The sequence below is a fragment of the Chromobacterium sphagni genome, assembly GCF_001855555.1.
GTDB classification, from domain to species: domain Bacteria; phylum Pseudomonadota; class Gammaproteobacteria; order Burkholderiales; family Chromobacteriaceae; genus Chromobacterium; species Chromobacterium sphagni.
Window position 1 is genome coordinate 1 of sequence record NZ_MKCT01000037.1, and the last position, 26,274, is coordinate 26,274.

The 26,274-nt window shown below is 63.6% G+C and carries 22 protein-coding genes and 2 pseudogenes; 8 read left to right on the plus strand and 16 right to left on the minus strand.

Features of this window, described 5'->3' with window-relative positions:
• From BI344_RS14360 to BI344_RS14395, 8 genes are all read right to left on the minus strand, one after another.
• Positions 1-1,030 (minus strand): methyl-accepting chemotaxis protein (locus BI344_RS14360; RefSeq protein WP_193430989.1); only part of this gene is annotated, 1,030 nt, incomplete at its 3' end.
• Between the two features lie 271 nt (positions 1,031-1,301).
• Positions 1,302-2,054 (minus strand): substrate-binding periplasmic protein, encoded by a 753-nt coding sequence (locus tag BI344_RS14365; protein WP_241499363.1) that lies wholly within the window; start codon positions 2,052-2,054, stop codon positions 1,302-1,304.
• A 141-nt stretch (positions 2,055-2,195) separates the two neighbouring features.
• Entirely contained in the window at positions 2,196-3,728 is a 1,533-nt protein-coding gene (gene purF / locus BI344_RS14370; protein WP_071113578.1) for an amidophosphoribosyltransferase, read from the minus strand.
• Positions 3,729-3,823: 95 nt separating this feature from the next.
• Entirely contained in the window at positions 3,824-4,336 is a 513-nt protein-coding gene (locus BI344_RS14375) for a CvpA family protein (RefSeq protein WP_071113579.1), read from the minus strand.
• Between the two features lie 5 nt (positions 4,337-4,341).
• A complete protein-coding gene (locus BI344_RS14380) occupies positions 4,342-5,070 on the minus strand; it encodes an SPOR domain-containing protein (protein ID WP_071113580.1) in 729 nt (242 codons plus the stop codon).
• A gap of 7 nt (positions 5,071-5,077) precedes the next feature.
• Positions 5,078-6,346, minus strand: coding sequence for a bifunctional tetrahydrofolate synthase/dihydrofolate synthase (gene folC, locus BI344_RS14385; protein ID WP_071113581.1), 1,269 nt, complete (start codon positions 6,344-6,346; stop codon positions 5,078-5,080).
• A complete protein-coding gene (locus BI344_RS14390) occupies positions 6,343-6,801 on the minus strand; it encodes a protein YgfX (RefSeq protein WP_071113582.1) in 459 nt (152 codons plus the stop codon). The genes folC and BI344_RS14390 overlap by 4 nt, the downstream gene beginning before the upstream one ends.
• 8 nt (positions 6,802-6,809) lie before the next feature.
• A complete protein-coding gene (locus BI344_RS14395) occupies positions 6,810-7,166 on the minus strand; it encodes a hypothetical protein (RefSeq protein WP_071113598.1) in 357 nt (118 codons plus the stop codon).
• Positions 7,167-7,307: 141 nt separating this feature from the next.
• Here BI344_RS14395 and BI344_RS14400 point away from each other — a divergent pair, with 141 nt between their 5' ends.
• The 5 genes from BI344_RS14400 to BI344_RS14420 all read left to right on the plus strand — a co-directional run bounded on the left by BI344_RS14400 (position 7,308) and on the right by BI344_RS14420 (position 12,005).
• The gene (locus tag BI344_RS14400) at positions 7,308-9,221 is read left to right on the plus strand and encodes an ATP-binding cassette domain-containing protein (RefSeq protein ID WP_071113583.1); all 1,914 of its coding nucleotides are present in this window, start codon (positions 7,308-7,310) and stop codon (positions 9,219-9,221) included.
• Positions 9,218-9,784, plus strand: coding sequence for a C40 family peptidase (locus BI344_RS14405; RefSeq protein WP_071113584.1), 567 nt, complete (start codon positions 9,218-9,220; stop codon positions 9,782-9,784). The genes BI344_RS14400 and BI344_RS14405 overlap by 4 nt, the downstream gene beginning before the upstream one ends.
• A 120-nt stretch (positions 9,785-9,904) precedes the next feature.
• Positions 9,905-10,735, plus strand: a complete 831-nt coding sequence (gene dapF, locus BI344_RS14410; RefSeq protein WP_071113585.1) for a diaminopimelate epimerase — start codon at positions 9,905-9,907, stop codon at positions 10,733-10,735.
• Positions 10,736-10,788: 53 nt separating this feature from the next.
• Complete coding sequence (locus BI344_RS14415) at positions 10,789-11,439, plus strand: DUF484 family protein (protein WP_071113586.1); 651 nt, start codon at positions 10,789-10,791, stop codon at positions 11,437-11,439.
• Positions 11,436-12,005 (plus strand): hypothetical protein, encoded by a 570-nt coding sequence (locus BI344_RS14420; protein ID WP_071113587.1) that lies wholly within the window; start codon positions 11,436-11,438, stop codon positions 12,003-12,005. The genes BI344_RS14415 and BI344_RS14420 overlap by 4 nt, the downstream gene beginning before the upstream one ends.
• Before the next feature lie 174 nt (positions 12,006-12,179).
• Here the strand turns inward: BI344_RS14420 and BI344_RS14425 are convergent, their stop codons facing one another.
• Complete coding sequence (locus BI344_RS14425; RefSeq protein WP_071113588.1) at positions 12,180-13,127, minus strand: DMT family transporter; 948 nt, start codon at positions 13,125-13,127, stop codon at positions 12,180-12,182.
• 271 nt (positions 13,128-13,398) lie between these two features.
• Here BI344_RS14425 and moaA point away from each other — a divergent pair, with 271 nt between their 5' ends.
• On the plus strand, positions 13,399-14,373 hold the full coding sequence (gene moaA, locus BI344_RS14430; protein WP_071113599.1) for a GTP 3',8-cyclase MoaA: 975 nt from the start codon (positions 13,399-13,401) through the stop codon (positions 14,371-14,373).
• 1 nt (position 14,374) lies between these two features.
• Here moaA and mobB read toward each other — a convergent pair whose 3' ends face one another.
• Positions 14,375-14,863 carry a molybdopterin-guanine dinucleotide biosynthesis protein B gene (gene mobB / locus BI344_RS14435; protein WP_071113589.1) on the minus strand — a complete coding sequence of 163 codons (489 nt, stop codon included), beginning with the start codon at positions 14,861-14,863 and terminating at the stop codon, positions 14,375-14,377.
• Between the two features lie 133 nt (positions 14,864-14,996).
• Here mobB and BI344_RS14440 point away from each other — a divergent pair, with 133 nt between their 5' ends.
• Positions 14,997-16,895 carry a type IV pili methyl-accepting chemotaxis transducer N-terminal domain-containing protein gene (locus tag BI344_RS14440; protein WP_071113590.1) on the plus strand — a complete coding sequence of 633 codons (1,899 nt, stop codon included), beginning with the start codon at positions 14,997-14,999 and terminating at the stop codon, positions 16,893-16,895.
• Positions 16,892-17,545 (plus strand): response regulator, encoded by a 654-nt coding sequence (locus tag BI344_RS14445; RefSeq protein WP_071113591.1) that lies wholly within the window; start codon positions 16,892-16,894, stop codon positions 17,543-17,545. Before BI344_RS14440 ends, BI344_RS14445 begins: the two co-directional genes overlap by 4 nt.
• Before the next feature lie 70 nt (positions 17,546-17,615).
• Here BI344_RS14445 and narI read toward each other — a convergent pair whose 3' ends face one another.
• The 6 genes and pseudogenes from narI to BI344_RS14475 form a co-directional block, all read right to left on the minus strand.
• Entirely contained in the window at positions 17,616-18,302 is a 687-nt protein-coding gene (gene narI / locus BI344_RS14450) for a respiratory nitrate reductase subunit gamma (protein ID WP_071113592.1), read from the minus strand.
• Between the two features lie 73 nt (positions 18,303-18,375).
• Positions 18,376-19,017 (minus strand): nitrate reductase molybdenum cofactor assembly chaperone, encoded by a 642-nt coding sequence (narJ, locus tag BI344_RS14455; RefSeq protein WP_071113593.1) that lies wholly within the window; start codon positions 19,015-19,017, stop codon positions 18,376-18,378.
• 11 nt (positions 19,018-19,028) lie between these two features.
• Positions 19,029-20,579: a nitrate reductase subunit beta gene (gene narH, locus BI344_RS14460; protein WP_071113594.1), complete on the minus strand. Its 1,551-nt coding sequence runs from the start codon at positions 20,577-20,579 to the stop codon at positions 19,029-19,031.
• Positions 20,576-24,274 (minus strand): nitrate reductase subunit alpha, encoded by a 3,699-nt coding sequence (locus tag BI344_RS14465; RefSeq protein ID WP_071113595.1) that lies wholly within the window; start codon positions 24,272-24,274, stop codon positions 20,576-20,578. The genes narH and BI344_RS14465 overlap by 4 nt, the downstream gene beginning before the upstream one ends.
• A gap of 233 nt (positions 24,275-24,507) precedes the next feature.
• A pseudogene (locus tag BI344_RS14470) lies at positions 24,508-25,886 on the minus strand (NarK family nitrate/nitrite MFS transporter).
• Between the two features lie 20 nt (positions 25,887-25,906).
• Positions 25,907-26,274: pseudogene (locus BI344_RS14475) on the minus strand (MFS transporter); the annotation flags it as partial.

Below are 26,274 nucleotides of genomic sequence, written 5' to 3' on the forward strand. Positions count from 1 at the left end.
TTTTCCTGGCTTCGCGCACCTGTTGCAGATACTCCAGCATGCGCTGCAGATCGCTGGCCACATGCTGCAGAATCTGGCTGACCCGGTCCTGGTATTGCATGGCGATCAAGGATGCGTGCAGTTCGCGTTCCACCTGGGAGCCGTCGGTCTGCATTTTCTGGTTGATCTCGGCCAGCCGGCCGGCGACCGAACTGAAGTCCTGCACCGAAGCGTCCAACAGGTCGAGCGCGCCGTTGCCCTTGTCGGCGTCCTGCGCGCCCAGGCTGGTGGTGGACTGCCGGGTCTGCTCCAGCGCGGCATTGATGGTTTCCACTTTTTCCGACATCTGATTGCCGGTTTGCGCCGATTGCTGCGACAACTTGCGCACCTCGTCGGCCACCACCGCGAAGCCGCGGCCATGCTCCCCGACGCGCGCGGCCTCGATGCTGGCGTTCAGCGCAAGCAGATTGGTCTGATTGGAGATTTTGCCCACCTCCTCCGCCATCGCGCGCAACTCGCTGGAGAAAGTGGTGAGTTTCGAGACTTCGTCTATCAGCAATTGGCGGTGGCTGACGATTTCCGACAGCACGTGGGACACTTCCTGGCTGCGCAGCCCGGCGTCCCGCACCATATTGGACAGGCTGTCGGAGCCGATGTCATTGGCGGCCGAGCGCGAGGCCTCGATGGTGGAGTGCAGGCCATTGGCTATGGCGGTCAGCGTGGAGGCCAATTCATTGCTGCCGGTCGTGGATTGGGCGAGAACCAGCTGCAGATTGTCCATCCAGCGCTCAATCACCGCCTCCAGCAAGGCCAGGCTTGCCTCCGCGGCATCCGGGGGCGGCTCCTGGCTGATATGCCCGGCATCCGCAACGGCGGCCGGCTTGATGGCGAACAGCAACGCCAAGCCGCCCGCGCTGATTATCAGCCAGCCCAGCCACGCAGACAGAAAAGCCAGGATCAACGCCGCCAACAGGCAGAGACTGATGTAGGCGATCAGAAACCGATTCCGGTTTTCCATGCCGACCGTACCCCCGACAATGATGTTCATCATGCCCAACGGTCGACAGCTTTGCCGCCAGTACCCAGGCATGCCTGCGCCGCCAGTCGCCAACTCCGGTTGGCTGTGGTTTCACTTGTCAGCCCCGCCGCTCATCAGGACCGGGATTGCTTGCTACATGGATTTACTTAAGTCTGTGCCGACCGTGGAGTCAAGCCTGGGTATCGACGCTGCAGGATCGGAACGGGAAAACGGCGCTCGCCGCGGCAGTTTTCTAGTTTACGGGGGAATGCATGCGCAAGATGGCACCGCCTGCGGCAAAGCGTCAGGGGTGGGCGCCATTCAGGATGCGCTGATAGCTGCCGTCTTTTTTCATCGCCGCCAGCTCGGCGTCGAAGCGCGCCCGCAAATCGCCCAGATTGCGTTTGCGGGAAAAGGCGATGTAGCTTGGGATCTGCTCCAGCGCGGGAAGCAGCTCCCTCACCTGAGACTCGACGTGGTGCCGTTTGAGAATGTCCCGCGCGCCCATTTGATTGCTGACCAGGATGTCGAAGCGATGCGCCAGCAGTTTGTCCACATTCTGCTCGCCGCTGGCGGCCACTTCGGCAATCGCTATCTGTCCGTTCTTGACCGCGTTGTCGAAGACGGCGCCGTAGCTTACCGTCCGCACCACGCCGAAGCGGTAGGCAGCCAGCTCCTGCAGCCGACCGCTGAACCGGATGGGAGAATCCTTGCGCACGAATAGCGAAACCGCCTGCTGCGCCAGCACCTCGTGGGAATAATCAAGCAGCGCCTCCCGCTCAGGCGTGCGGTACAAGGTGAAGATCGCGTCGGCATGACCCTCCACCACCATGGCGATGGAGCGGCCCCAGGGGTAGACGCTGATGTTCACCCGCAGCTTCAGCCGGCGGAAGACCTCCTGCACGATCTCGACCACAAAGCCCTTGACCGTGGCATTGTCCTGGTACTGGTAAGGAGGGTATTGCAGCGTCACCAGCTCCAACGGCTGGGCCGGAGCGGCCCTGGCCGGCATGCAGCACAGCAAAAGCAGCAGGCGCGCCAGCGCGATTCTCGACAAGTCCGCCCTCTCCCGGAAAAGACAACGACCGAAGCCCGTTCCCTGCCGGGAGAGCGCTTCGGCCGCATCGATCGCCCAAATGGCGGGACTCCCCCACCGGAGGTATAGCCCAAGCGGCCATGCTCCGGCGGGACGAGGAGGTCAGATCAGGTTCTGCTCCGCCACGTTCAGGTTGAGATCTATCATCTGCTCGCTGCCAGCCTGATCCTGCTGCTTCAGGTCCAGCCGCGCGCATTCGATGGCATCCAGATAAGCCGCCGAGATGTCGCCGGTAATGTACTTGCCGTCGAAGCAAGAGCTCTCGAAATCATGCAGCTCGCGGTTGGCGCTGCGCACGGCGTCCTTCAGGGCTTCCAGGTCCTGGTAGATCACCGCGTCCGCGCCGATCTCGCGGGCGATCTCCTCCTCGTCGCGGCCGGTGGCCAGCAGCTCGGCGCGGGTCGGCATGTCGATGCCGTAGACGTTGGGGAAACGCACCGCCGGCGCCGCCGAGGCGAAATACACCTTTTTCGCGCCGGAATCGCGCGCCATCTGCACGATTTCCTTGGAGGTGGTGCCGCGCACGATGGAATCGTCCACCAGCAGCACATTGCGTCCGGTGAACTCCAGCGGCACTGGATTGAGCTTCTGCCGCACCGACTTCTTGCGCACCGCCTGGCCCGGCATGATGAAGGTGCGGCCGATGTAGCGGTTCTTGATGAAGCCTTCGCGGTAAGGCAGGCCCAGCGCGTTGGCGAGCTGCAGCGCGCTCTGGCGGCTGGAGTCGGGAATCGGGATCACCACGTCGATGTCCAGCGCGGGCAGATCGCGGCGGATCTTCTCCGCCAGGCGCTCGCCCATGTTCAGGCGGGACTGGTACACCGATACGCCGTCTATCACCGAATCCGGACGGGCGAAGTACACGTACTCGAACAGGCACGGCGCGTGACGGGTGTCCTTGGCGCACGGGCGGGCGTGGAATTCGCCGTCGAAACTGATGAACACGCCCTCGCCCGGCTGCACGTCGCGCAGCAGCGAAAAGCCGGAACAGTCCAGCGCCACCGATTCGGACGCCAGCATGTATTCGGTCTTGTCCTGGCTGTCGTTGACGCCTATCACCAGCGGACGGATGCCGTTGGTGTCGCGGAACGCCACCAGGCCGTAGCCGGCGATCATCGCCACCACCGCATAGGCGCCACGCACGCGGCGGTGCACCGCCTCGATGGCGCCGAACACCGCGTCCACGCTCAACTCGTGGCCTTTTACCCGCTGCGCCAGTTCGTGCGCGAACACGTTCAGCAGCACTTCCGAGTCGGAGTTGGTATTGATGTGGCGCAGGTCGTGGCGGAACATGTCCGCCTTCAGTTCATCGGTATTGGTCAGGTTGCCGTTGTGCGCCAGCACGATGCCGAAGGGGGAGTTGACGTAGAACGGCTGCGCCTCGGCCAGGCAGGAAGCCGAGCCCGCGGTCGGGTAGCGCACATGGGCGATGCCGGCCGTGCCCATCAGCGAGCGCATGTTGCGGGTGCGGAACACGTCGCGCACCATGCCGCTGCCCTTGTGCATGTGAAAGGTCTTGCCATTGGCGGTAACGATGCCGGCCGCGTCCTGCCCGCGATGCTGCAGTACCTGCAGGCCATCGTACAGCAGCTGATTGACCGGAGACTGACCGACCACGCCTAGAATTCCACACATCTTTAAGCTCTCTTCCCAACTACCTGAAAACAGACAAGACAAAGAAAAAGGCGGAATCTTGAAGTGAAGATATCAAGAGATTCCGCCTTGTTCACCTAACTATCCGGCGCCTGGCCGGTGGTGTAGTGGAGGTTGTTCGCCAATATCGGCGGCAACCATGGCCTTAATGACAAGGCCAGCGATTCGAATGGCACCGAGAGCACGGCGTTCCTCCACATTGGTTTTTGCGGCAGACTGCTCAAGCCGCCTATCAGCACCAGCACCGTCACCAGCACCACGCCGCGCGCCAGGCCGAACACCCCGCCCAACAGACGGTTGATCAAACCCAGCCCCACGCTGTCCAGCAGGCCGGTCAGGGTCACGCGCAACAGCGCGCTGGCCAGCCACACCAGAAAGAATACCAGCACGAAGCTAGCCACCAGCCGCACGCCCTCGCCGGGCAGGCTTGCCGGCAGAAAACCCGTCACCAGCGGCGAAAACTGCTTGGCGCACCAGAAGGCGATCAGCCAGGAGCCCAGCGACAGCACCTCGGCGATCAAGCCACGCATCAGCGCCACCAGCACCGATCCGGCGATGACGGCAATTGCGATATAGTCGAACACGGTCATGGCGGCTACTTGTTGATGATAATGCCGTTGATGCCGGACTTGGCCAGTTTCTGCAGCGCAGACTGCGCCTCGGCCTGGCTGGCGAATGGACCCACCCGCACCCGGGTGACCTCGCCCTTGCTGGTATCCACCTTGGAGAAGTGCGCGGTCACGCCTATGCCGGCCAGCTTGGCGCGCAGCGCGTCCACCTTGGCCGGGTCGGACAGCGCGGCCAGCTGGATGATGGACTTGCCGTGCGGATCGGTTTTGGCCGCATGCGGCTCGGGGTCGAATCGGCCTTCCAGAATCGCCGCGGGATCTGCCTTGCGCGGCTTGGCCTCGGGCTTCGGTTCCGCCTTGGGCTTGGCTTCCGGCTTCGGCTCCGGTCTGCTTTCCTTGGGTTTGCTAGCCGCGGCCTGAGCGACGGGAGGCTTCACCGTCTCCTTTTCCGCCGGCGTCGGCGCCGTGATGGAGGACAAGTTGGCCGGCAGCTCGGTGGCGGATGCCGCCGCCGTCATCTCGGCCGCGGCTTGCGAAGCGGCGCGCTTGACGCCCTGTGGCGCCGAGGCGGCAGCCGGCGCGGACGCCGCGCCCATGATTTCTATGGATTCCGGCTTCATCGGCTGTTCGGGCAGATGGCCCACCACATTCCACAATACGACGGTGGCGATGGAAACCAGCACCAGCGCGCCGACCAGGCGGCGGCGGGCGCGTTTTCTCAACAATATCAATTCATCGTGGCTGGACAGTGCCATGCATTCCTCAAACCGGGTGACGCCGGGCTTCCATCACCTCTGCTACGGCGTGGAAAGATCCGAAAACGACGATTCTATCATTGTCGCCGGCTTGCGATAAGGCGGCAGACCATGCGTTTGCCACCGTATCGTATGCCTTGACCTGGTCGACCCCCGCCTGGCGCAGCGCAGCGGCTATGGTTTCGCCGCTCTGGCCGCGCGGCATGTCCAGCCCCGCCACCAGCCAGTGGTCGAATTCGCCGCGCGCCAGCTCCACCACGCCGGCCATATCCTTGTCCGCCAGCATGGAGAACACCGCATAGCGGTTTTCCGCGTAGGGCAGCTGCTTGAGCGCCGCCGCCATCGCCTTCACCGCGTGCGGATTATGGCCGACGTCCAGCACCACCGCCGGGCGGCCGGGCAACACCTGGAAGCGGCCTGGCCACTCCACCTCCACCAGGCCTTGCTTGATCGCGCCGATTCCCACCGGCAGCGTCTCCTTCAATGCGTCCAGCGCAGCCAGAGCCGCGCAGGCGTTGACCATCTGGTAGCCGCCGCGCAGCGCCGGTATCGGCAGCGCATGGCGCTGATGGTCGCCGATATGGAACGACCACTGGTTGTCCATGCGGGTGAAGCCGAAGTCGCGCTGGTACAGTTTGAGGTCGGCGCCGATGGCGGCGGCATGCTCCAGCAGCCTTTGCGGCGGATTGGGATCGGCGCAGATCGCCGGCTTGCCGGCGCGGTAGATGCCGGCCTTCTCGAAGCCGATGTCTTCGCGGTTGTCGCCCAGTATCGCCTGGTGGTCCAGATCCACGCTGACCACCACCGACACCGCCGGTTCGAAGATATTGACCGCGTCCAGCCGCCCGCCCAGGCCCACCTCGAGGATGATGACGTCGACTTTTTCGGCGACGAAGCTGTGCACCGCCGCCAGCGTGCCGAATTCGAAGTACGTGAGCGTGGTGTCGCCGCGGGCGGCGTCTATCGCCTCGAAGCTGGCGATGATGCGTTCGTCGCTGGCCGGCTGCAGGTCGATGGCGATGCGCTCGTTGTAATGCAGGATGTGCGGCGAGGTGTAGGTCCCCACCTTGAAACCGGCGGCGCGGAAGATGCTGGACAGCATCGCGCAGGTGGAGCCCTTGCCGTTGGTGCCCGCCACCATGATCACCGGGCAGCGCGGCGCCAGCTGCATCGCCTGGCGCACCTTTTCCACCCGGGCGAGGCCCATGTCGATGGCGCTCAGATGCAGGCCTTCCTGCCAGCGCAGCCAATCGTCCAGTGTCTTTGTTGTGGTCATGGAGTGGTTTCCGTAGTGTCAGATGGCTGCGGCGGATGGAACCACAGCAGGTATACCCTAAGCAGGCGGCGCGCTTCGGCGTCGGCCGAATCCGGCCACAGCATCAGGCTCTGGCGGCGGCCGTCCGCCTGCAGGTTAAGCACGGTCAAGAGCGGCGTGACGAAGCAGTCGTCCAGCACCCGCGCCTCCCGCCGGCCGCCGTCGCCGCAAAGATGGAGGCGGCCTTGAGGATCGATCTCCAGCCGACGCCAGGCATCCGTCCGCCACCAGCCTCCGGCGCGCAAGGCCCGCCAGGCGAAGAACGCCGCCGCCGGCAAGCTCATCGCATAAGCTGGCGGCAGATAGCACAGCAACAGCAGCGCATACGCCAGCCAACTTGCCAACACCAAGGCCAGCCACAGCCGCGACGGCCGCAACTCCACCGCGAACGATTGCAGCAGGGGCCGGTTGCGCATCGCGAAAATTACAGATCGTTGGCCGGGCTGTTGGTGATGTCGTCGTCGACGCTGTCCATCACCGTGGAGTGGATTTCAACGTCGAACCACTCCCAAAACGCCTTCAGCGACAAATCCTTGGGCCACTTGGCTTCGTCCTCGTCCCAGGAGGCGAGTTCCATCTTGAACAGCTGTTCGCTGATTTCATCGATGTGGGCGACGCCCTCTTCCGGCTCGACAAACTCCGGCAGCAGGATCGCGGTGCAGTCGCTGCGCAGGCTGTCCAGCGTCAGATCAATCATATCGGTGTCAGGCAACTGGTTCAGCCAGTCCAGGAACGGTTGTTTGGGTTTGATGACGGCAACGGCGCGATCGACGAAGTACATGGTGCGGCCTTTCTGGCAAGACGATTTGGCGCGCATTGTATCAGTCCGCCCGCGGCTAGGCGACCCGTTTGCCTTCAGGGTTGCCGCTGCCCGCCCGTGTTACACTAGGCGCCGTTTTTCCTTCTCGCTAGACACATAAACATGGCCCTCATTACCGTCGAGAAAGCCTGCCTGGCTTTCGGACACCACGCGCTGCTGGACAATGTCGACTTCTCGCTGGAGCCCGGCGAAGTCATCGGCCTGATCGGCCGCAACGGCGCGGGCAAATCATCGCTGCTCAAGGGCATCGCCGGCGCGGTGCAGCTGGACGACGGCCGCATCAACATCAAGGGCGACGTCAAGGTGGCCTACGTGCCTCAGGAGCCGGAATTCAACCTCGAGCATACCGTGTTCGAAGCGGTGGCCGAGGGCCTGGGCGAACTGAAAGCGCTGCTTACCGACTACCACCACATCACCCACCAGCTAACGCTGGCCGACACCGACCACGAACAGGCGCTGTCGCGGCTGGAAAGCATCCAGCAGCAGCTGGAGGCGCGCGACGGCTGGCAGTTCGACGCGCTGATCAGCTCGGTGCTGAGCCATCTCGACCTCAACCCGGACGCCCGCATCGGCGAATTGTCCGGCGGCTGGAAGAAGCGTGTGGCGCTGGCGCGCGCGCTGGCGTCCAAGCCCGATGTGCTGCTGCTCGACGAGCCCACCAACCACCTGGACGTCGCCGCCATCGAATGGCTGGAAGGCCTGATCAAGAATTTCGCCGGCAGCGTGCTGTTGATCACCCACGACCGGCGCTTCCTGGACAACGTCGCCAGCCGCATCGTCGAACTGGACCGCGGCCTGCTGCGCAGCTATCCGGGCAGCTTCAGCGCCTACCAGACACGCAAGGCCGAAGAGCTGGCGATCGAGGAAGAGCAGAACCGCATCTTCGACAAGCACCACGCTCAGGAAGAAGTGTGGATACGCAAGGGCATCGAAGCGCGCCGCACCCGCAACGAGGGTCGCGTGCGCCGGCTGGAGGCGATCCGCCGCGAACGCTCGTCGCGCCGCGAACGCGTCGGCCAGGTGAATTTCCAGCTGGACGCCGGCGAGCGCTCCGGCAAGCTGGTGGCGGAGCTGGAACACGTCGGCAAGGGCTTCGAAGGCCGCACCCTGATCCGCGACTTCACCAGCCGCATCCTGCGCGGCGACAAGATAGGCCTGATCGGCCCCAACGGCGCCGGCAAAACCACGCTGCTGAAGCTGATCCTGGGAGAATTGCCGCCCGACAGCGGCGCGGTGAAACAGGGCACCAAGCTGGAAATCGCCTACTTCGACCAGTTCCGCGAACAGCTGGACGAGGAAATGAGCGTGGCCGACGTCATCAGCCAGGGCAACGACTTCGTCGAGATCGGCGGCATGAAGAAGCACGTGATGAGCTATCTGGAGGACTTCCTGTTCTCGCCGCAACGCGCGCGCAGCCCGGTCAAGTCGCTGTCCGGCGGCGAACGCAACCGCCTGTTGCTGGCGCGCCTGTTCACCCGCCCCGCCAACGTGCTGGTGCTGGACGAGCCCACCAACGACCTGGACATCGACACGCTGGAACTTCTGGAAGACGTGATCGGTCAGTATTCGGGCACCGTGTTCCTGGTCAGCCACGACCGCGCCTTCCTCGACAATGTGGTCACCCAGGTGATCGCCTTCGAAGGCGACGGCAGGCTGGAGGAATACCCGGGCGGCTATCAAGACTGGCTGGATACCCGCCAGCGGATGGCGGCGATGGGCGCGGCGGAGAAGCCGAAGGAAACCGCGCCGGCCAATGCCCCAGCACGGCAGGATAAGCCGAAGGCGGCGCGCAACAAGCTGTCCTACAATGAGGGGCGCGAGCTGGCCGCCTTGCCGGACCAGATCAGCGCGCTGGAGGCGGAGCAGGCCGAACTCAACCAGCGCCTGCTCGACCCCAATTGCTATCGAGACACCCCGCGCGAGGCGGTAGCCTGGCAGCAGCGCATAGAAGAGATTGACGAAACGCTGCTGGAAAAACTGGCTCGCTGGGAAGAACTGGAGTCCAAGCAACAATGAGCAAACCATCGCTGACGGATGGCGGCCAGAGCCGCCGCCTCTTGCTGCGCGGGGCCGCACTGGCGGGTCTGGCTGCCCTCCTGGCCGCCTGCGGCACCACGCCGACCAGGACCAGCCAGCAAAAGCCCGCCCGGCCAGGCCATCCGTCCGGCGATACCTCCTTGTCGGGCATCAGCGCCGACGGCAACGGCCGCGAAATCCTGCTCTACACCATCGGCCTGCTGGACGGCGGCTACCAGTTCGGCGGCAACAACCCGGAAGCCGGCCTAGACTGCAGCGGCATGGTCAGCTACATCTACCAGAACGCGGTGGGCATCAAGCTGCCGCACAACGCCGCCAGGATAGCCAGCCTGGCCCGGCCCATTCCGGACAGCCAGATGCAGGTGGGCGATCTGGTGTTTTTCAACACCATGAACCGTCCGTTCTCGCACATGGGCATCTTCATCGGCGACGGCAAGTTCGTCCACGCGCCGCGCAGCAACAGCACCATCCGCGTGGCGCGGCTGGACAACGTCTACTTCGCCCCGCGCTACCAAGGCGCGCGCACCCTGCTGCGCGGCTGACAGCCATGTCGTGGCGGGCGATCATGCCCGCCGTCATGCTTTCACCCCCCCCGCGGTGAATATCCATCCGCACTATGCTAATCTGCCCTATCCCGTATTTCCGTAGCCAGTCATCCGCTCATGAAACTCAAATTCAGCAAAATGCACGGCCTGGGCAACGACTTCATGGTGATTGACGGCGTGCGCCAGCAAGTCGCCCTGTCGCCGGAGCGCATCCGCCAATTGGGCGACCGCCAGCTGGGCATAGGCTTCGACCAACTGCTGTTGGTGGAACCGCCCCGCGAAGCCGGCCACGATTTCCGCTACCGCATCTTCAACAACGACGGCGGCGAGGTCGAGCAATGCGGCAACGGCGCGCGCTGCTTCGCCAAGTTCGTCCACGACCAGCAGCTTTCAGACAAGTCCGACATCCTGGTGGAAACCGCCAAGGGCGTGATCGCGCCGCGATATCTTGGCGACGGACAGGCGCGGGTGGACATGGGCGTGCCGCGCTTCGCTTCCGCCGACATCCCTTTCCTGGCCGATGGCGACGCCCTGTCCCACCCGCTGCGGCTGGCGGACCGGGTTTGCGCCATCAGCGTGGTATCGATGGGCAACCCCCACGCGGTGCAGCTGGTTGACGACGTGGACAGCGCCCCGGTGGGCGAAATCGGCCCGCAGATTGAAAACCACCCCGCCTTCCCGCAACGCGTCAACGCCGGTTTCATGCAGGTGCTCGGCCGCGGCGAAATCCGCCTGCGGGTCTTCGAGCGCGGCGCCGGCGAAACGCTGGCCTGCGGTACCGGCGCCTGCGCCGCGGTGGTCAGCGGCATCCGGCTGGGCCTGCTGGACGCCAGGGTAAAAGTGCGCACCCGCGGCGGCGAACTGACGGTGGAATGGGCAGGCGACGGTCGGCCGGTGATCATGACCGGCCCCGCCGTCACGGTTTTTCAGGGCGAGATAGAACTTTAACGCCGGCAGCGACACCAATCTCATTGCCGCATCATTTCGAAAGGACAAGGCAGATGCATAGCGAACAGGTTCTGGCTTTTCTGGATGAACACCCCGAGTTTCTGCAGCAGCACGCCGCGCGCTTCAGCCTGCAGGCAAGTCCGCAGAACGGCGAACGGGTGGTGTCCTTCGTCGAACGCCAGTTGCTGGAGCTCAAGGACCACAACCGCCAGTTGGAGGCGCAATTGCAGCAGCTGGCGGAACGGGCGCAGACCAACGAGCGCATCGTCGCGAAGCTGCACCAACTGACATTGGCGCAACTGGCCCACCGCGGTCTGAAACAGCAAATCGCCGCGCTAAAACACAGCCTCGGCGAAGAGTTCCAGCTCAACCGCGTCGCCCTGCGGCTGTGGCACCCGGGAGCGGAAGCCGAGACCGAGCATTACAATGCGCAGAACGAAGTGCAAGGACTGGCGCGCAATCTCGCCGCCCCCTATTGCGGCCCCTACGTCAACGACGAGGTGATGAGCTGGTTCCCCGCCATCCCGGTGCTGCAGTCCTTCGCCCAGGTGGCGCTGCGCGACGCCGGCGGCCAGGCCTTCGGCCTGCTGGTTCTGGCCAGCGACGACGCGCAACGCTTCACTTTCGACATGCACACCCAATACCTGAGCCAGATCGGCGAACTGTTGTCGGCCTCCCTCCTGGCCACGCTGGAGGCTAAATGACGGCAACGCCGGTCGGAGTGCTGCTGCTGCTGATTGTGCTGCTGTTCTTCCTGCATGCGTCATGGCGATTGATAGCCAGCAAGAGCGGTAGCGCCATCGGCTGTTTTCTCGCCGCCTATATCGTCCTCGCCGCGCTGCTTAACTGCCATCCGGAACCGGTTTCGCTCACCCCGCTGCTGCTGCCCTTCATCTATGCCTATGCCTGGCTAGGCATAGCCGCGGCGATGTGGGCCGCTGTGACGATGCGGGTCACGCGCAAAGCCTTGCTCTTCCCAGGACAGGACCCGCGGCTGGCGGCGCTGTTCTCCAGCCAGCTGGCCTTGCATATCGGAGTGCTGGCCCTGTCGCCATGGCTGGACTGGCGTCCGTTGGCGGTCTACATCATGGCGCCGCCGCTGATCGCCTCGGTCAGCTATTTCGCTTACCGCGCCCAGTTGCTGGCGATGCGCAGGCGCGAGGTTTGCGGCACATCCTGGGCCGCATGGGGGATGATGTGCCTGCTGTTGCCGCTGCTGCTGGTCTGGTTGGCGCAGTGGCTGACTCCGGCCATCCTGGGTTTGACCTGACATCTTCCTCGCCGTAGACAAAAAAGCGGCGCCGACTCTTCGGCGCCGCTTGAGCTTGACTCTCTAATGGCCAATCCTCACTCGCAAAACTCGCTGTTTTTTGCAGACTCAACGAAACAGTTGAATGCAAGCTCCCGTCTATTGGGCCAGCATAGCACTTTCGCTCGCGCTGGATCAGACCTGCGACGCTCTGGGCTTGGACGCCAGCGCGGCGCCCCCAGCCGGCTGCGGCCGGGTAAGCGAGCTGAGCGCGATGCCGCAGAAAATGGCGGCAAGGCCAGCCGCGTGATACCAGTGCAACTCCTCCCCCAACAGCCAGATCGATTGCAGCGCGCCGAAGGCCGGCATCAGGTAAAGGAAGCTGGCCGCCTTGGCCGTGCCCACCATGCCGATGGCCCGGTTGTACATCAGGTAGGCCACCACCGAAGGCAGCACCCCAAGATAGATCAGGCTGGCCAGCGCCGCTCCGTTCAGGGACGGTAAACCGCCAAGGACGGTCTCCCGGACGAACAGCGGCAACAGCAAACCTTCGCCCACCAACAGCAGCACGCTCATCAGCACCAGCGGATCGATGCCCGGCTTCAGCTTGCGCAGCCCCAGCGTATAGATCGCCCAGCTCAAGCCGCCCGCCAGCACCAGCAGGTCGCCGCCGCCGAAATGAAAACCGGACAAGGCCCGCAGATCCCCTTTCAGTACGATCAGCATGGCGCCGGACAAGGCCATCGCCATGCCGCCCCACTGGCGGCAGCTCAAGTACTGGCGGAAATAAAGCGAACCCAGCAGCAGCACCATCACCGGGGTGGCGCTATTCAGGATGACCGCATTGGTGGCGGAAGTAGTTTGCACCGCCCAGTAGACGAAGGTATTGGTCAGGCCTATGCCGAAAGTCCCCAGCAGCAACAGCAGCCGCCATTGCTCGCGCAATCTGGGCCAATTGCGACGCAAGCGCGGCAAGGCTAACGGCAGCAGGCAGCACAAGGCGATGCCCCAGCGGGCGAAGGCCAGCGTAAATGGTCCGACCAGGCTATGCAGGGCGCGGGCGATGACAAAGTTGGTGGACCACATCAACATGGTCAACACCAACAGGATATGGGCGTTACGCTGGCTGGATTGGGGTGGCATGGCATGCTTTAAAATGAATGGGTGCCATTTTAAGGCATGGCAATAAATATTGATGCCAATTAATTTCAATAAAATTAAATTTGCATCAATATTTATAATTTAAATGAATTAAAATGCCAAAAATAAGTAAAAACAGGATTCAAACCACCCCGGCTTTTCTGCGCAAGGCTAAGCCAAAATAGCTAGACCGCCCCCTCCTTCCTGTGAACAGCCCGCGATCTCGGTTTTGGCTAACATGTCTGTCATGACTCTTGCCTTCCGGGAACGCGCCATGCTGTCCGACCACTTCGGCCGCTCCGTCGAATATCTACGTTTGTCCATCACTGATCGCTGCGATCTTCGCTGCAGCTATTGCCTGCCCAAGGGCTTCAAAAACTTTGAAGAGCCGGCGCACTGGCTGAGCCTGGATGAGATGGCGCGGGTAGCGGCCGCTTTCGCCCGGATGGGCGCCAAGCACATTCGCCTCACCGGAGGCGAGCCACTGCTACGGCGGGGGCTGTCAGAACTGGCGGCGCGCCTGGCGCGGCTACCCGGCGTCAGCGACTTGTCGTTGTCCACCAACGCCACGCAACTCGACCGCCATGCCGACGCGCTGTTCCGCGCAGGCGTCAATCGGCTTAATGTCAGCCTGGACTCCTTGCGGAGCGACTGCGTCGCCCAGCTGACCGGCAGCAACTGCCTGCCCAGGGTAAGGGCCGGCCTCGCAGCAGCCAGAGCTGCCGGTTTTGAGAACATCAAGATCAATATGGTGCCGCTGCAAGGCGTAAACGATGGCGACATCGAGGCCATGGCGGAGTTCTGCATTGCACACGGCTTCATCCTGCGGCTGATCGAGGCCATGCCCATGGGCCACATCGGCCAGCGCGCCGCGGGGATGGACCTGCGCCCGGTGCTGGAGCGTCTGCGGCAGCGCTTCGATCTGCACCCGCTCAGCCTGAACCTGGGCGGCGGCCCCGCGCGCTACTGGCGATCTCGCGACAACCGTTTCACATTGGGTCTGATCACCCCCATCAGCCAACACTTTTGCGCCAGTTGCAATCGTGTGCGGCTGGCGGTGGACGGCACGCTCTACCTATGCCTGGGGCAAGAGCAGCGGTTCGAGCTGAGGCCGCTGCTACGCGCGGGCTGCAGCGACGCCGAGCTGGAGGCCGCCATCCGCGAAGCCATCGAGCTGAAACCGGAAAAACATGAATTCGCACAAGCTCCGGTCAAGATGATGCGCTTCATGTCGCAGACCGGGGGCTGAATCAGCCTTGCAACCAGTTGGCGACGAAGCCGGCCACTGCGGCCGGGTCGTTCAGGTCCAGCACAGGAATGTCGGCAGGCAAGGGCGCATCGGTGGCCACCGCGATGATGCAGGGATCCTGGCTGAACAGCGGGGTCCGCCCCAGCGCCGGCCGGAACACCTCCAACTTGGGCAACGCCTGCGACTTCCCCCCTTCCAGCAAAACCAGATCGCAAGGTCCCAGCCGCGCCAGCTGCTCGTCCAGAGTCAATGCGCACGGCGTTTCGGCAAACAGGCCGAAACGGTTCGGCGACACCACCATCACCTCGCAGGCGCCGGCCTGGCGGTGACGAAAGCTGTCCTTGCCCGGCAAGTCCAGCGCGATGTCATGGTGACTGTGCTTGATCACCGCCACCCTCAGCCCATCCTCCATCAGTAGCGGCAGCACCGCCTCCAGCAAGGTGGTTTTGCCGCTGCCGGAATAGCCGGCCACACCCAATACCCGCTTCACGCCTTCTCCTTTTGACGGATTGTCGCCAGCGCCGACAAGCGCTATGTTAATACTATTAATATGCGAACATTTAGTGGCAATTCTGCTCCGACTCTCCGCATTTAGCCACCCGCCAAAAGCAGGAAGCACCCGCATGACCCAGCCCCTCGGGCCAATCCGATATTTGCAAAGCCTGTCCAGCAAACTGCTGGTGCTGTCGTTTCTGGCGCTGGCGGTGTCGTTGACATCGATAGGCTATACCTTGGTCCTGTCGTGGCGCCTGGAAGGCGGCGCGGCCGCCATCAACGATGTCGGCAGCCTGCGCATGCGCACCTACCGCACCGCCTACTTGGGTGCCACCCAGGCGCAGCGGCAGCAGATACTGGATGAGGTCGATGATTTCGACACAATACTCGCCAGGCTGCGTCACGGCGATCCGGCGCGGCCCTTGTTCCTGCCTGCCAGCCGCGAAGTGCACCAGCAGCAGCAGCGGATAGAGGAGCAATGGCAGTCGCGCATCCGTCCGCTGCTGCTTAGCGGCGGCGATTCGCCGCAAACCACCGAACAGTTGCGCGCCTTTGTTGTGGAAATAGACCGTCAGGTCAGCCTGGTGGAGCGCGACAACGAAGCGAATACCGCCTTGCTGCGGATGTTTCAGATGGTGCTGATAGCATTGGCGCTGGCTGGGGCGGTGAGCATGGCCTACCTGTTGTTTCTGATGGTGATTCACCCGGTCAACCGGCTCAGCCAGGCGATACGCCGGCTGCGCGAAGGCGAGCTGGACACCCGGGTGCAGGTGGACCGTCAGGACGAATTCGGCATGCTGGCCTCCGGTTTCAACCAGATGGCGGCACGGTTGCAAGACCTGTACCAGAATCTGGAAAGCAAGGTGGACCACAAGACGCGGGAAGTGGAAGAACAGAATCTGCAGTTGAAAACCCTGTATGACATGACTTCCTTTCTTCACCAGCAGCACGCGTTGGACGAGATGTGCCAAGGCTTCTTGCTACGGTTGATCCAACTGGTGGGCGCCGATGCCGCCAATGCCCGGCTGATCGACCCCCAGCGCGGCAAGCTGGACCAGATCGCCCAGGTCGGCCTGCCGGAGGAGCTGCAGGCGCACGAGGAGTGTATTCCCCACGACGCCTGCTATTGCGGCGAAGCTGTACAGCAACCTTTTGCGGTGCTGCGTCACATCGGCGAAATGGAGGGCGAGGAAATTCGCCACTGTCGCAAGGCTGGCTTTTCCTCAATCGCGGTATTCCATATCCGCAACTATCGTATGGATATCGGCATCTTCACCTTGTTCTTCAAGTCGCCCCGCGTATTGCCGCATGCGGAACAGATGTTGCTGGAAACGCTGGGGCAGCATCTGGGCGTCGCCATCGAAAACCAGCGTCTGGCAGCCTGCGAACGACAATTCGCGGTGTCCGAGGAAAGGAACCTGATGGCGCAAGGGTTGCACGACAGCATCGCCCAATCGCTGTCCTTCTTGAACCTGCAGACGCAGATGCTGGAAGATGCGATGGCCGCGCGCGAGGAGGAGCAGGCGCGGGAAAACCTGACCAGCATCCGCGCTGGGGTGCAGGAATGCTATGAAGACGTGAGGGAACTGCTGCTGAACTTCCGCGTTCGCATCAGCAAGCAGGAATTCCCTGAAGCGGTGCGTGCGCTGCTGCAGCGTTTCGAGCAGCAGACCCATGTGCCGGTCAGCCTGGAGATGGGCGGCGACGGCAAGCCGCTGGACCCCCAGCAGCAGTTGCAGGTGTTTTTCATCCTGCAAGAAGCGCTGTCCAACGTCCGCAAGCACGCCGAAGCCTCTCAGGTAAACGTGGCGATAGACAATTCCGCCAACTTCAGCATGAGCATCCGCGACAACGGCCGCGGCTTCGATCCAGCTCTGCAGGGGATCAGGTCAAGCCGCCATGTCGGACTGTCCATCATGCGAGAGCGGGCAAGCCGCATTCACAGCACCATCCAGATCCATTCCAGTCCGCAGGGGGGCACCACGGTGGAACTGACCCTGCCGCAAAAGGAGCGTACCACCGCATGAGCCAAGCCATCCGCATTCTACTGGTTGACGACCACACCCTGTTTCGCAGCGGTCTGCGGGCGTTGCTGCAAAGACAGGTCGACTTCGTGGTGGTCGGCGAGGCCGCCGATGGCCTGGAGGGCGTAAAGCAGGCAGAACGGCTGCAGCCGGACATCGTGCTGCTGGATCTGGACATGCCGGTGATGAATGGCCGCGAAGCGTTGCCGCAGATATTGGACGGCTGCTCGCAATGCGCGGTGCTGATGCTGACTGTGTCGGAGGACGGTGACGACCTGGCCGAGTGCATGCGCGGCGGCGCCCGTGGTTATCTGTTGAAGAATATCGACGCCGACTTCCTGCTGGACAGCATACGCCGCGCGGTGGATGGCGACAGCGTGCTGTCGCCGGAAATGACCGCCAAGCTGCTGGCCCGCCTGCGCCAGCCGGCGCAACCGGTCAAGCTCAACGAACTGGACGCACTGACTCCGCGCGAACGCGAAACACTGGGCTGGCTGGCACGCGGCGCCAGCAACAAGGAAATCGCCCGCGCGCTGGCGCTGGCGGAAAGCACCGTCAAGGTCCATGTGCAGAGCATTCTGCGCAAGCTGTCGCTCAACAGCCGAGTGCAGGCGGCGGTGTACGCGGTCGAGCACGGGGTGGACAAGGCCTGACCCCGGCTTTCTCCCGCGAACTCCCGCGAAAAAGCCGCGTTGGAAGCGCGGCTTTTTTCATGCGCGGCGCTCAGGCTCGAGGACGCACCAGCTGCCATGCCCGACCCAGATAGCCCACCGCCCCGAAGCCGCTCCACACGTGCACCAGCCGGGTGAAGGGGAAGATCACGAACAGGCTCATGCCCATGAACAGGTGCAGCTTGAATACCGGCGAGGCCGCGACGATGAAGTCCGCCGCGTCGCCGCGGAAGGTGACGATGTGCTGCGCCCAACTCATCAGCAGCACCATTTCGTGACCATCCAGATGCTGCGCCGACACGAAGATGGTGGACAGGCCCAGCAGCAGCGTGGCCAGTATCCACAGCAGCACCAGCTTGTCGCGCCAGGTGGTGTTGGCGGCCAGCCGGTCGCACATGAAGCGGCGGTGCAGCAACAGCGCGATGCCGATCAGGCACAGGCCGCCCATCAGGCCACCGGCGCTCATCGCGAACAGCTGCTTGAAGCTGTGGCTGACGCCCAGCGCATCCCACACCGCCAGCGGCGTCAAAAGGCCAGCCAGATGGCCGAAGAACAGCCCGATGATGCCCAGGTGGAACAGAATATTGCCCAGCCGCAGCTGGCCGCGGTACAAGAGCTGCGACGACTCGCTTTTCCAGCTGTACTGCTCGCGCTCGAAGCGGATCAGGCTGCCCAGCAGGAAGATGGCCAGCGCGATGTAGGGATAGATGCCGAATACGAATCTATGCAAGTAATCCATGTTTGTCTCCCGATGGCGAGGCGTCAGCGCCGCCCGCCGCCCCTCTCCCGCGCCGGGGAGAGGGGGTAAGGTTTCAGGCGCGCGCGCCGCGCGGATAGAAATTGACCGGAGCGATCGCCGGCGGCGCCGGGCGCAGCAACGGCTCCACGCCGTCCGCGCCGGGGCCGAAGGTTTCCAGCATCTCGTCCATGTCGCGGATAGGTGGCGCCTGCAGCGGCTCCGGCTTGACCGGCGACAGCGTCAGCAGCGCGTCGAACAGACCGGCGTATGCCGACTCCGCCTCGTTCAGCCTGCCGGCGACGTGGCCGATCACATGCACCGCATCGCCCAGCAGCCGCTCGGACTCGGCCTGGTCGCACTGCCCCAGAAACTCCAGGAACAGCGGCAGGTAGTCCGGCAGCTCGCTGCAAGCCGGCTCGAAACCGTGCCGGCGGTATTCCTCCAGCAGGTCCACCATGGCCTGGCCGCGGGCGCGGTCTTCGCCGTGGATGTGTTCGAACAAGTGCAGCGAGTGGGACGGGTTGCGGTCAAAGGTGAGCACGTAACGCTGCTGCAGCTCGATCAGGTCCTCGTTCTCCAGCGCCTGCAGCAAGGGCTCCAGCAGGCTGGCGGTTTGCAGATGTTCGGCCGCCTCGGCGCGGATCTCGACCACCGCGGCGATCAGCTCGGCCTCCGGGTAGCACAACAGCGCGGACAGAATGGCGTGAATGCGCATGATGGTCTCCCTCAGTTACCGGCGTTGGACTTGCGGTCGCGCCGCATGTCGTGGAACACGATGGGCGTGGCCTTCTTCTTGCCGAACAGGCTGGCCTCGGACTCGCCGCCGGAGCAGCCGTTGCCGAAGCTGAAGCCGCAGCTGGCCTTGTCCTCGAACGCCTCCTCCACCATTTCCTTGTGGCTGGACGGAATCACGAAGCGGTCTTCGTAATTGGCGATGGCCATCATCTGGTACATTTCCTCCACCTGGGCGGCGGTCAGATGGGTGCCGGCCAAGGTCGACGCGTCGCTGACCTTCTCCACGCTCTTCTTGCGCATGTAGCGGCGCATCGCCACCATGGTTTCCAGCGCCTTGACCACCGGCTCTTCCTTGCCCGCCGTCAGCAGGTTGGCCAGGTACTTGATCGGTATCCGCAGGCTCTGCACCTCCGGGATGATGCCGCCCTCGCCTATCAGGCCGTTCTCCATCGCGCTCTGGATCGGCGACAGCGGCGGGATGTACCACACCATCGGCAGCGTCCGGTATTCCGGGTGCAGCGGGAAGGCCACCTTCCACTCCATCGCCATCTTGTACACCGGCGAGCGGCGGGCGGCGTCCACCCAGCTTTGCGGGATGCCCTGCTTCAGCGCCTCGGCCGCGATGGCCGGATCATTGGGGTCCAGGAACAGGTCCAGCTGCGACTGGTACAGATCCTGCGGATCTTCCACCGCCGCCGCCTGTTCGATCTTGTCGGCGTCGTACAGCAGCACGCCCAGGTAGCGGATGCGGCCGACGCAGGTCTCCGAGCACACGGTAGGCTGGCCGGACTCGATGCGCGGGTAGCAGAAGATGCACTTCTCGGCCTTGCCGGACGTCCAGTTGTAATAAATCTTCTTGTACGGACAGCCTGACACGCACATCCGCCAGCCGCGGCACTTGTCCTGGTCGATCAGCACGATGCCGTCGTCCTCGCGCTTGTAGATGGAGCCGGACGGGCAGGAGGCGACGCAGGCCGGGTTCAGGCAGTGCTCGCACAGCCGCGGCAGATACATCATGAAGGTGTTCTCGAAGGCCGAGTACATCTCCTTCTGGATGCCGTCGAACAAGGCGTCCTTGGAGCGCTTGGAGAATTCGCCGCCCAGATCGTCTTCCCAGTTCGGGCCCCACTCGATCTTGTCCATCTTCTTGCCGGTCAGCACCGACACCGGCCGCGCGGTCGGCGGCGTCTGCATCTTCGGCGCGTTCTGCAGGTGCTCGTAGTCGTAAGTGAACGGCTCGTAGTAGTCGTCTATCGCCGGCAGGTTGGGGTTGGCGAAGATATTGGCCAGGATTTTCAGCCGGCCGCCCTGACGCGGCCGCAGCTTGCCAGCCTGCGTGCGTTCCCAGCCGCCTTGCCATTTGTCCTGGTTTTCCCAATCCTTGGGGTAGCCGATGCCGGGCTTGGTCTCGACGTTGTTGAACCAGGCGTACTCGATGCCGTCGCGGCTGGTCCACACGTTCTTGCAGGTGACCGAACAGGTGTGGCAACCGATGCACTTGTCCAGGTTCAGCACCATGCCGATTTGCGCGCGTATCTTCATTGCTTCTCTCCCGCCGGAACGTCCATCCAGTCGACTTTGTCCATCTTGCGCACCACCACGAATTCGTCGCGGTTGGCGCCCACGGTGCCGTAGTAGTTGAAGCCCCAGGACAGCTGGGCGTAGCCGCCTATCATGTGGGTGGGCTTGGTCACGGTCCGGGTCACCGAGTTGTGAATGCCGCCACGCTTGCCGGACACTTCGGCGCCCGGCACGTTCACGATCTTCTCCTGGGCGTGGTACATCAGCGTCATGCCTTCCGGCACCCGCTGCGACACCACCGCGCGGGCAGTCAGCGTGCCGTTGACGTTGAACACCTCGATCCAGTCGTTGTCGGCGATGCCGGCCTTGGCGGCGTCGATCTCGGACAGCCAGACGTGGGGCCCGCCGCGGCTGAGCGTCAGCATGCGCAGATTGTCGGAATAGGTGCTGTGTATGCCCCATTTCTGGTGCGGGGTGATGAAGTTCAGCACCAGCTCATGATTGCCGTTGCCGTGCTTGCCCAGCACCGCCTGCGTGGTCTTCAAATCGACCGCGGGCTTATACACACATAATCCTTCGCCGAAGGCGCGCATCCATTGATGGTCCTGGTAGAACTGCTGGCGGCCGGTCAGCGTGCGCCACGGGATCAGTTCATGGACATTGGTGTAACCGGCGTTGTAGCTGACTTCCTCGCTTTCCAGGCCGGACCAGGTCGGCGAGGAAATGATCTTGCGCGGCTGCGCCTGCACGTCTCTAAAACGGATGGTGTCGTGCTCGCGCGGGCGGGCAAGGTGTGTATGGTCGCGGCCGGTGATCTTGGACAGCGCGTCCCAGGCTTTTACCGCCACGTGGCCGTTGGTTTCCGGCGCCAGCGTCAGAATCATCTCCGCTGCGTCGATGGCGGTTTCGAGCCGGGGCTGGCCCTTGCCCGCGCCGGTTTGCGCCACCTGGTTCAGGCCGCGCAGAATGTCCACCTCGTGCGCCGTCTTCCAGCCTATGCCCTTGCCGCCGTTGCCGGCCTTCTCCAACAGCGGGCCGATGGTGGTGAATTTGTCGTAGATCGCGCCGTAGTCGCGCTCCACCACCGTCATCGCCGGCATGGTCTTGCCCGGCAGCGGTTCGCACTCGCCCTTCTTCCAGTCCTTGGGGTCGAAAGGCTGGCCCAGCTCCTGCGGGCTGTCATGCATCAGCGGCGTCAGCACCAGGTCATTCTGCACGCCCAGATAGTCCTTGCCGATCTGGGACAAGCTCTTGGCGAAGCCCTTGTAGATTTCCCAATCGCTCCTGGCCTGCCACAGCGGCTGCACCGCCTCGGACAGCGGGTGAATGAAGGGGTGCATGTCGGAGGTGTTGAGGTCGTCCTTCTCGTACCAAGTGGCGGTGGGCAGCACGATGTCGCCGTACAGGCAGGTGGTGGACATGCGGAAATCCAGCACCACCATCAGGTCCAGCTTGCCCTCGGCCGCCGGGCGCACGGTGATCTCGTTCGGCTTGATGCAGTCGTCTTCCGAGCCCAGCACCGCGTTCTGAGTGCCCAGCAGGTATTTGAGGAAGTACTCGTGGCCCTTGCCGGAGCTGCCCAGAATGTTGGAGCGCCACACGAACATGTTTCGCGGGAAGTTCTGCGGGTTGTCCGGGTCGTTGCACGCCATATCCAGCCGGCCCGACTTCAAACCATCCACGGTATATTCGACAGGACTCAGGCCGGCCTCTTCGGCGGCTTGCGCGATATTCAGCGGATTGGAGGACAATTGCGGCGCGGACGGCAGCCAGCCCATCCGCTCGGCCTTGGCGTTGTAGTCGATCAGCGCCATGCCGGCCATCTCGCCATCGGCGGTTGGGCACAGGATCTCGCCCACGCCCAGTTTTTCGTGCCGCCACTGGCTGGTGTGGGCGTAGAAGAAGCTGGTGCCGTTCATCTGCCGCGCCGGGCGGACCCAGTCGCCAGCGAAGGCCAGCGGTGCCCAACCGGTCTGCGGCCGCAGCTTTTCCTGACCCACGTAGTGGCACCAGCCGCCGCCGCTCTGGCCGATGCAGCCGCACAGCATCAACATATTGATGATGCCGCGGTAGGTCATGTCCATGTGGTACCAGTGATTCAGCGCCGCGCCGACGATGACCATGGAACGCCCGTGGGTCTGATCGGCGTTCTGCGCGAACTCGCGCGCCACCTGGATCACCATCTCCGGCTTCACGCCGGTGTGCTTTTGCTGCCAGGCCGGGGTGTACGGCGCGTCGTCCATATAACTGGTGGCGACATTGCCGCCGCCCAGGCCGCGGTCGATGCCGTAGTTGGCCGCCATCAGATCGAATACGGTGGCCAGCAGCGCCTCGCCGCCGTCTGCCAATTTGATTCTCTTCACCGGCACCTTGCGGGTCAGCAGCTCGTCATGCTCGGCGCCGAAATATGGGAAGCCGACGCCGACCACCTCGTCGCTATCGTCTATCAGCGACAGCCGGCCCGACACCTGGCGCTCGCCCTGCGTCTTTTGCTCCAGATTCCACTTGCCGGTCTGCCCCTCGGCCTGGCCCCAGCGAAAACCGATGGCGCCGTTGGGCGCGACGATGTCGCCGCTCTGCTCGTCGATCAGCAGGGTTTTCCAGTCCGGGTTGTTGTCCTCGCCCAGCTGGCCGTCCAGATGGGAGGCGCGCAGGAAGTAATCGGGCAGATAGCGCTCGCCGTCCTGCTTCAGCATTACCAGCATTGGCATGTCGGTGTAGCGGCGGATGTAGTCGGTGAAGTATTCGGACGGCTGGTCGAGGTGGAATTCCTTGAAAATCACGTGGCCCATCGCCATCGCCAGCGCGGCGTCGGTGCCCTGCTTGGGCGCCAGCCAGATGTCGCCGAACTTGGCCATTTCACCGAAGTCGCTGGACACCGCCACCGTCTTGGTGCCCTTGTAGCGCACCTCGGTGTAAAAGTGGGCGTCCGGCGTGCGGGTCATCGGCACATTGGAGCCCCACACCATCAGATAGCTGGCGTTGTACCAGTCTGCCGACTCGGCCACGTCGGTCTGTTCGCCCCAGGTCTGCGGGCTGGCCGGCGGCAGGTCGCAGTACCAGTCGTAGAACGACAGCGGCACGCCGCCGATCAGGCTGAGATAACGGCTGCCGGCGGCGTAGGACACCATGGACATCGCCGGAATCGGCGAGAAGCCGACGATGCGGTCCGGGCCGAACTTCTTGATGGTGAAGGCGTTGGCCGCGGCCACGATTTCGTTGGCCTCGTCCCAGCTGGCGCGCACAAAGCCGCCCTGGCCGCGCGCGGACTTGTATTGTTTGGCGAGTTCGGGCGTCTGGCTGATCTTTTCCCAAGCCTCCACCGGGCTCAGGGTCTGGCGGGCGTCGCGCCACAGCCGGGCCAATTCGCCGCGCAGCAGGGGATATTTGACGCGTTGCGCGGAGTAAACATACCAGCTATAGGACGCGCCGCGCGGACAGCCACGCGGTTCATGGTTGGGCAGGTCGGGACGGGTGCGCGGGTAGTCGGTCTGCTGGGTCTCCCAGGTGATCAGGCCGCTCTTCACATACACCTTCCAGCTGCAGGAGCCCGTGCAGTTGACGCCATGGGTGGAGCGGACGATCTTGTCGTGCTGCCAGCGCTGGCGGTAGGCGTCTTCCCAGCCGCGGTCCTCGTTCACCACCGCGCCGTGGCCGTCGGCGAAGGTGCTCTTCACCTTGCCGAGGAAATTCAATCTATCAAGAAAATGGCTCATCTTGCCTCCATGCGCGCCGGGGAACCCTGCTCTGAGTCGCCGCCGCCCGGCTGCCGGTACTGGTTGCGATAGTTACCAGCCTACCTTTCGCCCGCAAGCAGCCCAATCGGCCAGTAGCAGTGAACAGCGCCGCCAGAGGAAGGGGGCCGGCTAAGCCTTAAGGAGTAGTCCGGGATAGAACGAAAGCGGACGTGAAAAAAGCGCCCAAGGGCGCTTTGGGAATGGCGGGAAACTCAGCAGGGCATCTCCGCCTTGCTGCGGGCGTAATACCAGCCATTGATCGCCAGGCAGCTCAGATAGAAGGCGATGAACAGATACAGCGCCGCCTCCACGCTGCCGGTCAGCGCCATCGAGGTGCCGTAGCTCTTGGGGATGAAGAAACCGCCGTAAGCGCCGATCGCGCTGCTAAAGCCCAGCACCGCCGCCGCCTCGCGGGTGGCGTCCTGCGTCGCCTGCCGCTGCGCCGCTTCGCCCGGCCCCGCCATGCGCTGGTGCAGCGTCAGGAAGATGGCCGGCACCTGCATGAAAGTGGAGCCGTTGCCGATGCCGGTCAGCGCGAACAGACACAGGAACATCGCAAAGAAACCAAAGAAGCTACCGCCCTGGCCGCCATGCGGCAGGAAGAAGATCACGCCCAGCACGCCCAGGATCATCAGCGCGAACGCGGCCTGCGTCACCTTGGCACCGCCTATCTTGTCGGCCAGCCAGCCGCCCAGCGGGCGGGTCAAGGCGCCGACCAGCGGCCCGAGGAAGGCGTAGCGGGTGGGGTCGATTTCCGGGAACTGGCCCTTCACCAGCAGCGGAAAGCCGGCGGAGAAGCCGATGAAGGAACCGAAGGTGCCCACGTACAGCCAGCACATCAGCCAGTTATGCTTGCGGGTGAAGATCACCGCCTGCTCGGAGAACGAGGACTTGGCCGAGGCCAGGTCATTCATGCCGAACCAGGCCGCCAGCGCGGACAGGGCGATGAACGGCACCCAGACGAAACCGGCGTTCTGCAGCCACATCTGCCTGGACAGCGCGCCTTTCGCCCAATGCTGCGGATCGCCGCCCAGCTGGCCGAACAGGCCATGGTGATGACGATGGGCACCACGAACTGCACGATGGACACGCCCAGATTGCCCAGGCCGGCGTTCAGGCCCAGCGCGGTGCCCTTCTCCGCCTTGGGGAAGAAGAAGCTGATATTGGCCATGCTGGAGCTGAAGTTGCCGCCGCCGAAGCCGCACAACAGCGCCAGCGTCACCATGGTGACATAGCTGGTGCTGGGGTCCTGCACCGCGAAACCGATGCCCACCGCGGGAATCAACAGGCTGGCGGTGGAAATCGCCGTCCACTTGCGGCCGCCGAACAGCGGCACCATGAAGGAGTAGAAGATGCGCAGCGTCGCGCCGGACAAGGCCGGCAGCGCCGCCAGCCAGAACAGCTGGTTCTGGGTGTAGCCGAAGCCGATATTCGGCATGTTCAACACCGCCACGCTCCATACCTGCCAGATCGCGAAGGCCAGCGTCAGCGCCGGAATCGAGATCCACAGATTGCGCCGCGCCACCGAACGGCCTTTCTGCTGCCAGAACGGGGCCGATTCCGGCTCCCAGTGTTTGATCAGATAAGTCATGAGTGTCTCCCGCGCCGCGCTCAGCCGCGCTCGCTCGTCAAGGGAATGGGATGGGCCGGCGCGGCCGCGCGCACCTTGGCCTTAGCCGCCGATTTGAAGGAAAAATGCATCCACACCAAGCTGACGCACACCGTTCCATACAACAGCATGAAGGCGCTGGAGCGGACGCCGGTCAGGTCAAGCAAGACGCCGAACAAGATGGGCAGCAAGAAACCGCCCAGGCCGCCGGACAGGCCCACCACGCCGGACACCGCGCCGATGGAGTCGGGGAACTCGTCGGCGATGAACTTGAACACCGATGCCTTGCCGATCGCCATCGCCACGCCCACCAGGAACAACAGGCCGGTGAACAGGTAGACGTTGAGGCCGATATGCATGCTCATCGGCC

Coding starts and splice junctions, on each gene's coding strand:
- BI344_RS14415 (WP_071113586.1), top strand. CDS start 10,789: ATGCATAGCGAACAGGTTCTGGCTTTTCTGGATGAACACCCCGAGTTT.
- narH (WP_071113594.1), bottom strand. CDS start 20,579: ATGAAGATACGCGCGCAAATCGGCATGGTGCTGAACCTGGACAAGTGC.
- BI344_RS14420 (WP_071113587.1), top strand. CDS start 11,436: ATGACGGCAACGCCGGTCGGAGTGCTGCTGCTGCTGATTGTGCTGCTG.
- BI344_RS14395 (WP_071113598.1), bottom strand. CDS start 7,166: ATGTACTTCGTCGATCGCGCCGTTGCCGTCATCAAACCCAAACAACCG.
- narJ (WP_071113593.1), bottom strand. CDS start 19,017: ATGCGCATTCACGCCATTCTGTCCGCGCTGTTGTGCTACCCGGAGGCC.
- BI344_RS14375 (WP_071113579.1), bottom strand. CDS start 4,336: ATGACCGTGTTCGACTATATCGCAATTGCCGTCATCGCCGGATCGGTG.
- BI344_RS14440 (WP_071113590.1), top strand. CDS start 14,997: ATGACCCAGCCCCTCGGGCCAATCCGATATTTGCAAAGCCTGTCCAGC.
- folC (WP_071113581.1), bottom strand. CDS start 6,346: ATGACCACAACAAAGACACTGGACGATTGGCTGCGCTGGCAGGAAGGC.
- BI344_RS14405 (WP_071113584.1), top strand. CDS start 9,218: ATGAGCAAACCATCGCTGACGGATGGCGGCCAGAGCCGCCGCCTCTTG.
- BI344_RS14380 (WP_071113580.1), bottom strand. CDS start 5,070: ATGGCACTGTCCAGCCACGATGAATTGATATTGTTGAGAAAACGCGCC.
- BI344_RS14445 (WP_071113591.1), top strand. CDS start 16,892: ATGAGCCAAGCCATCCGCATTCTACTGGTTGACGACCACACCCTGTTT.
- dapF (WP_071113585.1), top strand. CDS start 9,905: ATGAAACTCAAATTCAGCAAAATGCACGGCCTGGGCAACGACTTCATG.
- BI344_RS14425 (WP_071113588.1), bottom strand. CDS start 13,127: ATGCCACCCCAATCCAGCCAGCGTAACGCCCATATCCTGTTGGTGTTG.
- narI (WP_071113592.1), bottom strand. CDS start 18,302: ATGGATTACTTGCATAGATTCGTATTCGGCATCTATCCCTACATCGCG.
- moaA (WP_071113599.1), top strand. CDS start 13,399: ATGCTGTCCGACCACTTCGGCCGCTCCGTCGAATATCTACGTTTGTCC.
- BI344_RS14400 (WP_071113583.1), top strand. CDS start 7,308: ATGGCCCTCATTACCGTCGAGAAAGCCTGCCTGGCTTTCGGACACCAC.
- BI344_RS14390 (WP_071113582.1), bottom strand. CDS start 6,801: ATGCGCAACCGGCCCCTGCTGCAATCGTTCGCGGTGGAGTTGCGGCCG.
- BI344_RS14465 (WP_071113595.1), bottom strand. CDS start 24,274: ATGAGCCATTTTCTTGATAGATTGAATTTCCTCGGCAAGGTGAAGAGC.
- purF (WP_071113578.1), bottom strand. CDS start 3,728: ATGTGTGGAATTCTAGGCGTGGTCGGTCAGTCTCCGGTCAATCAGCTG.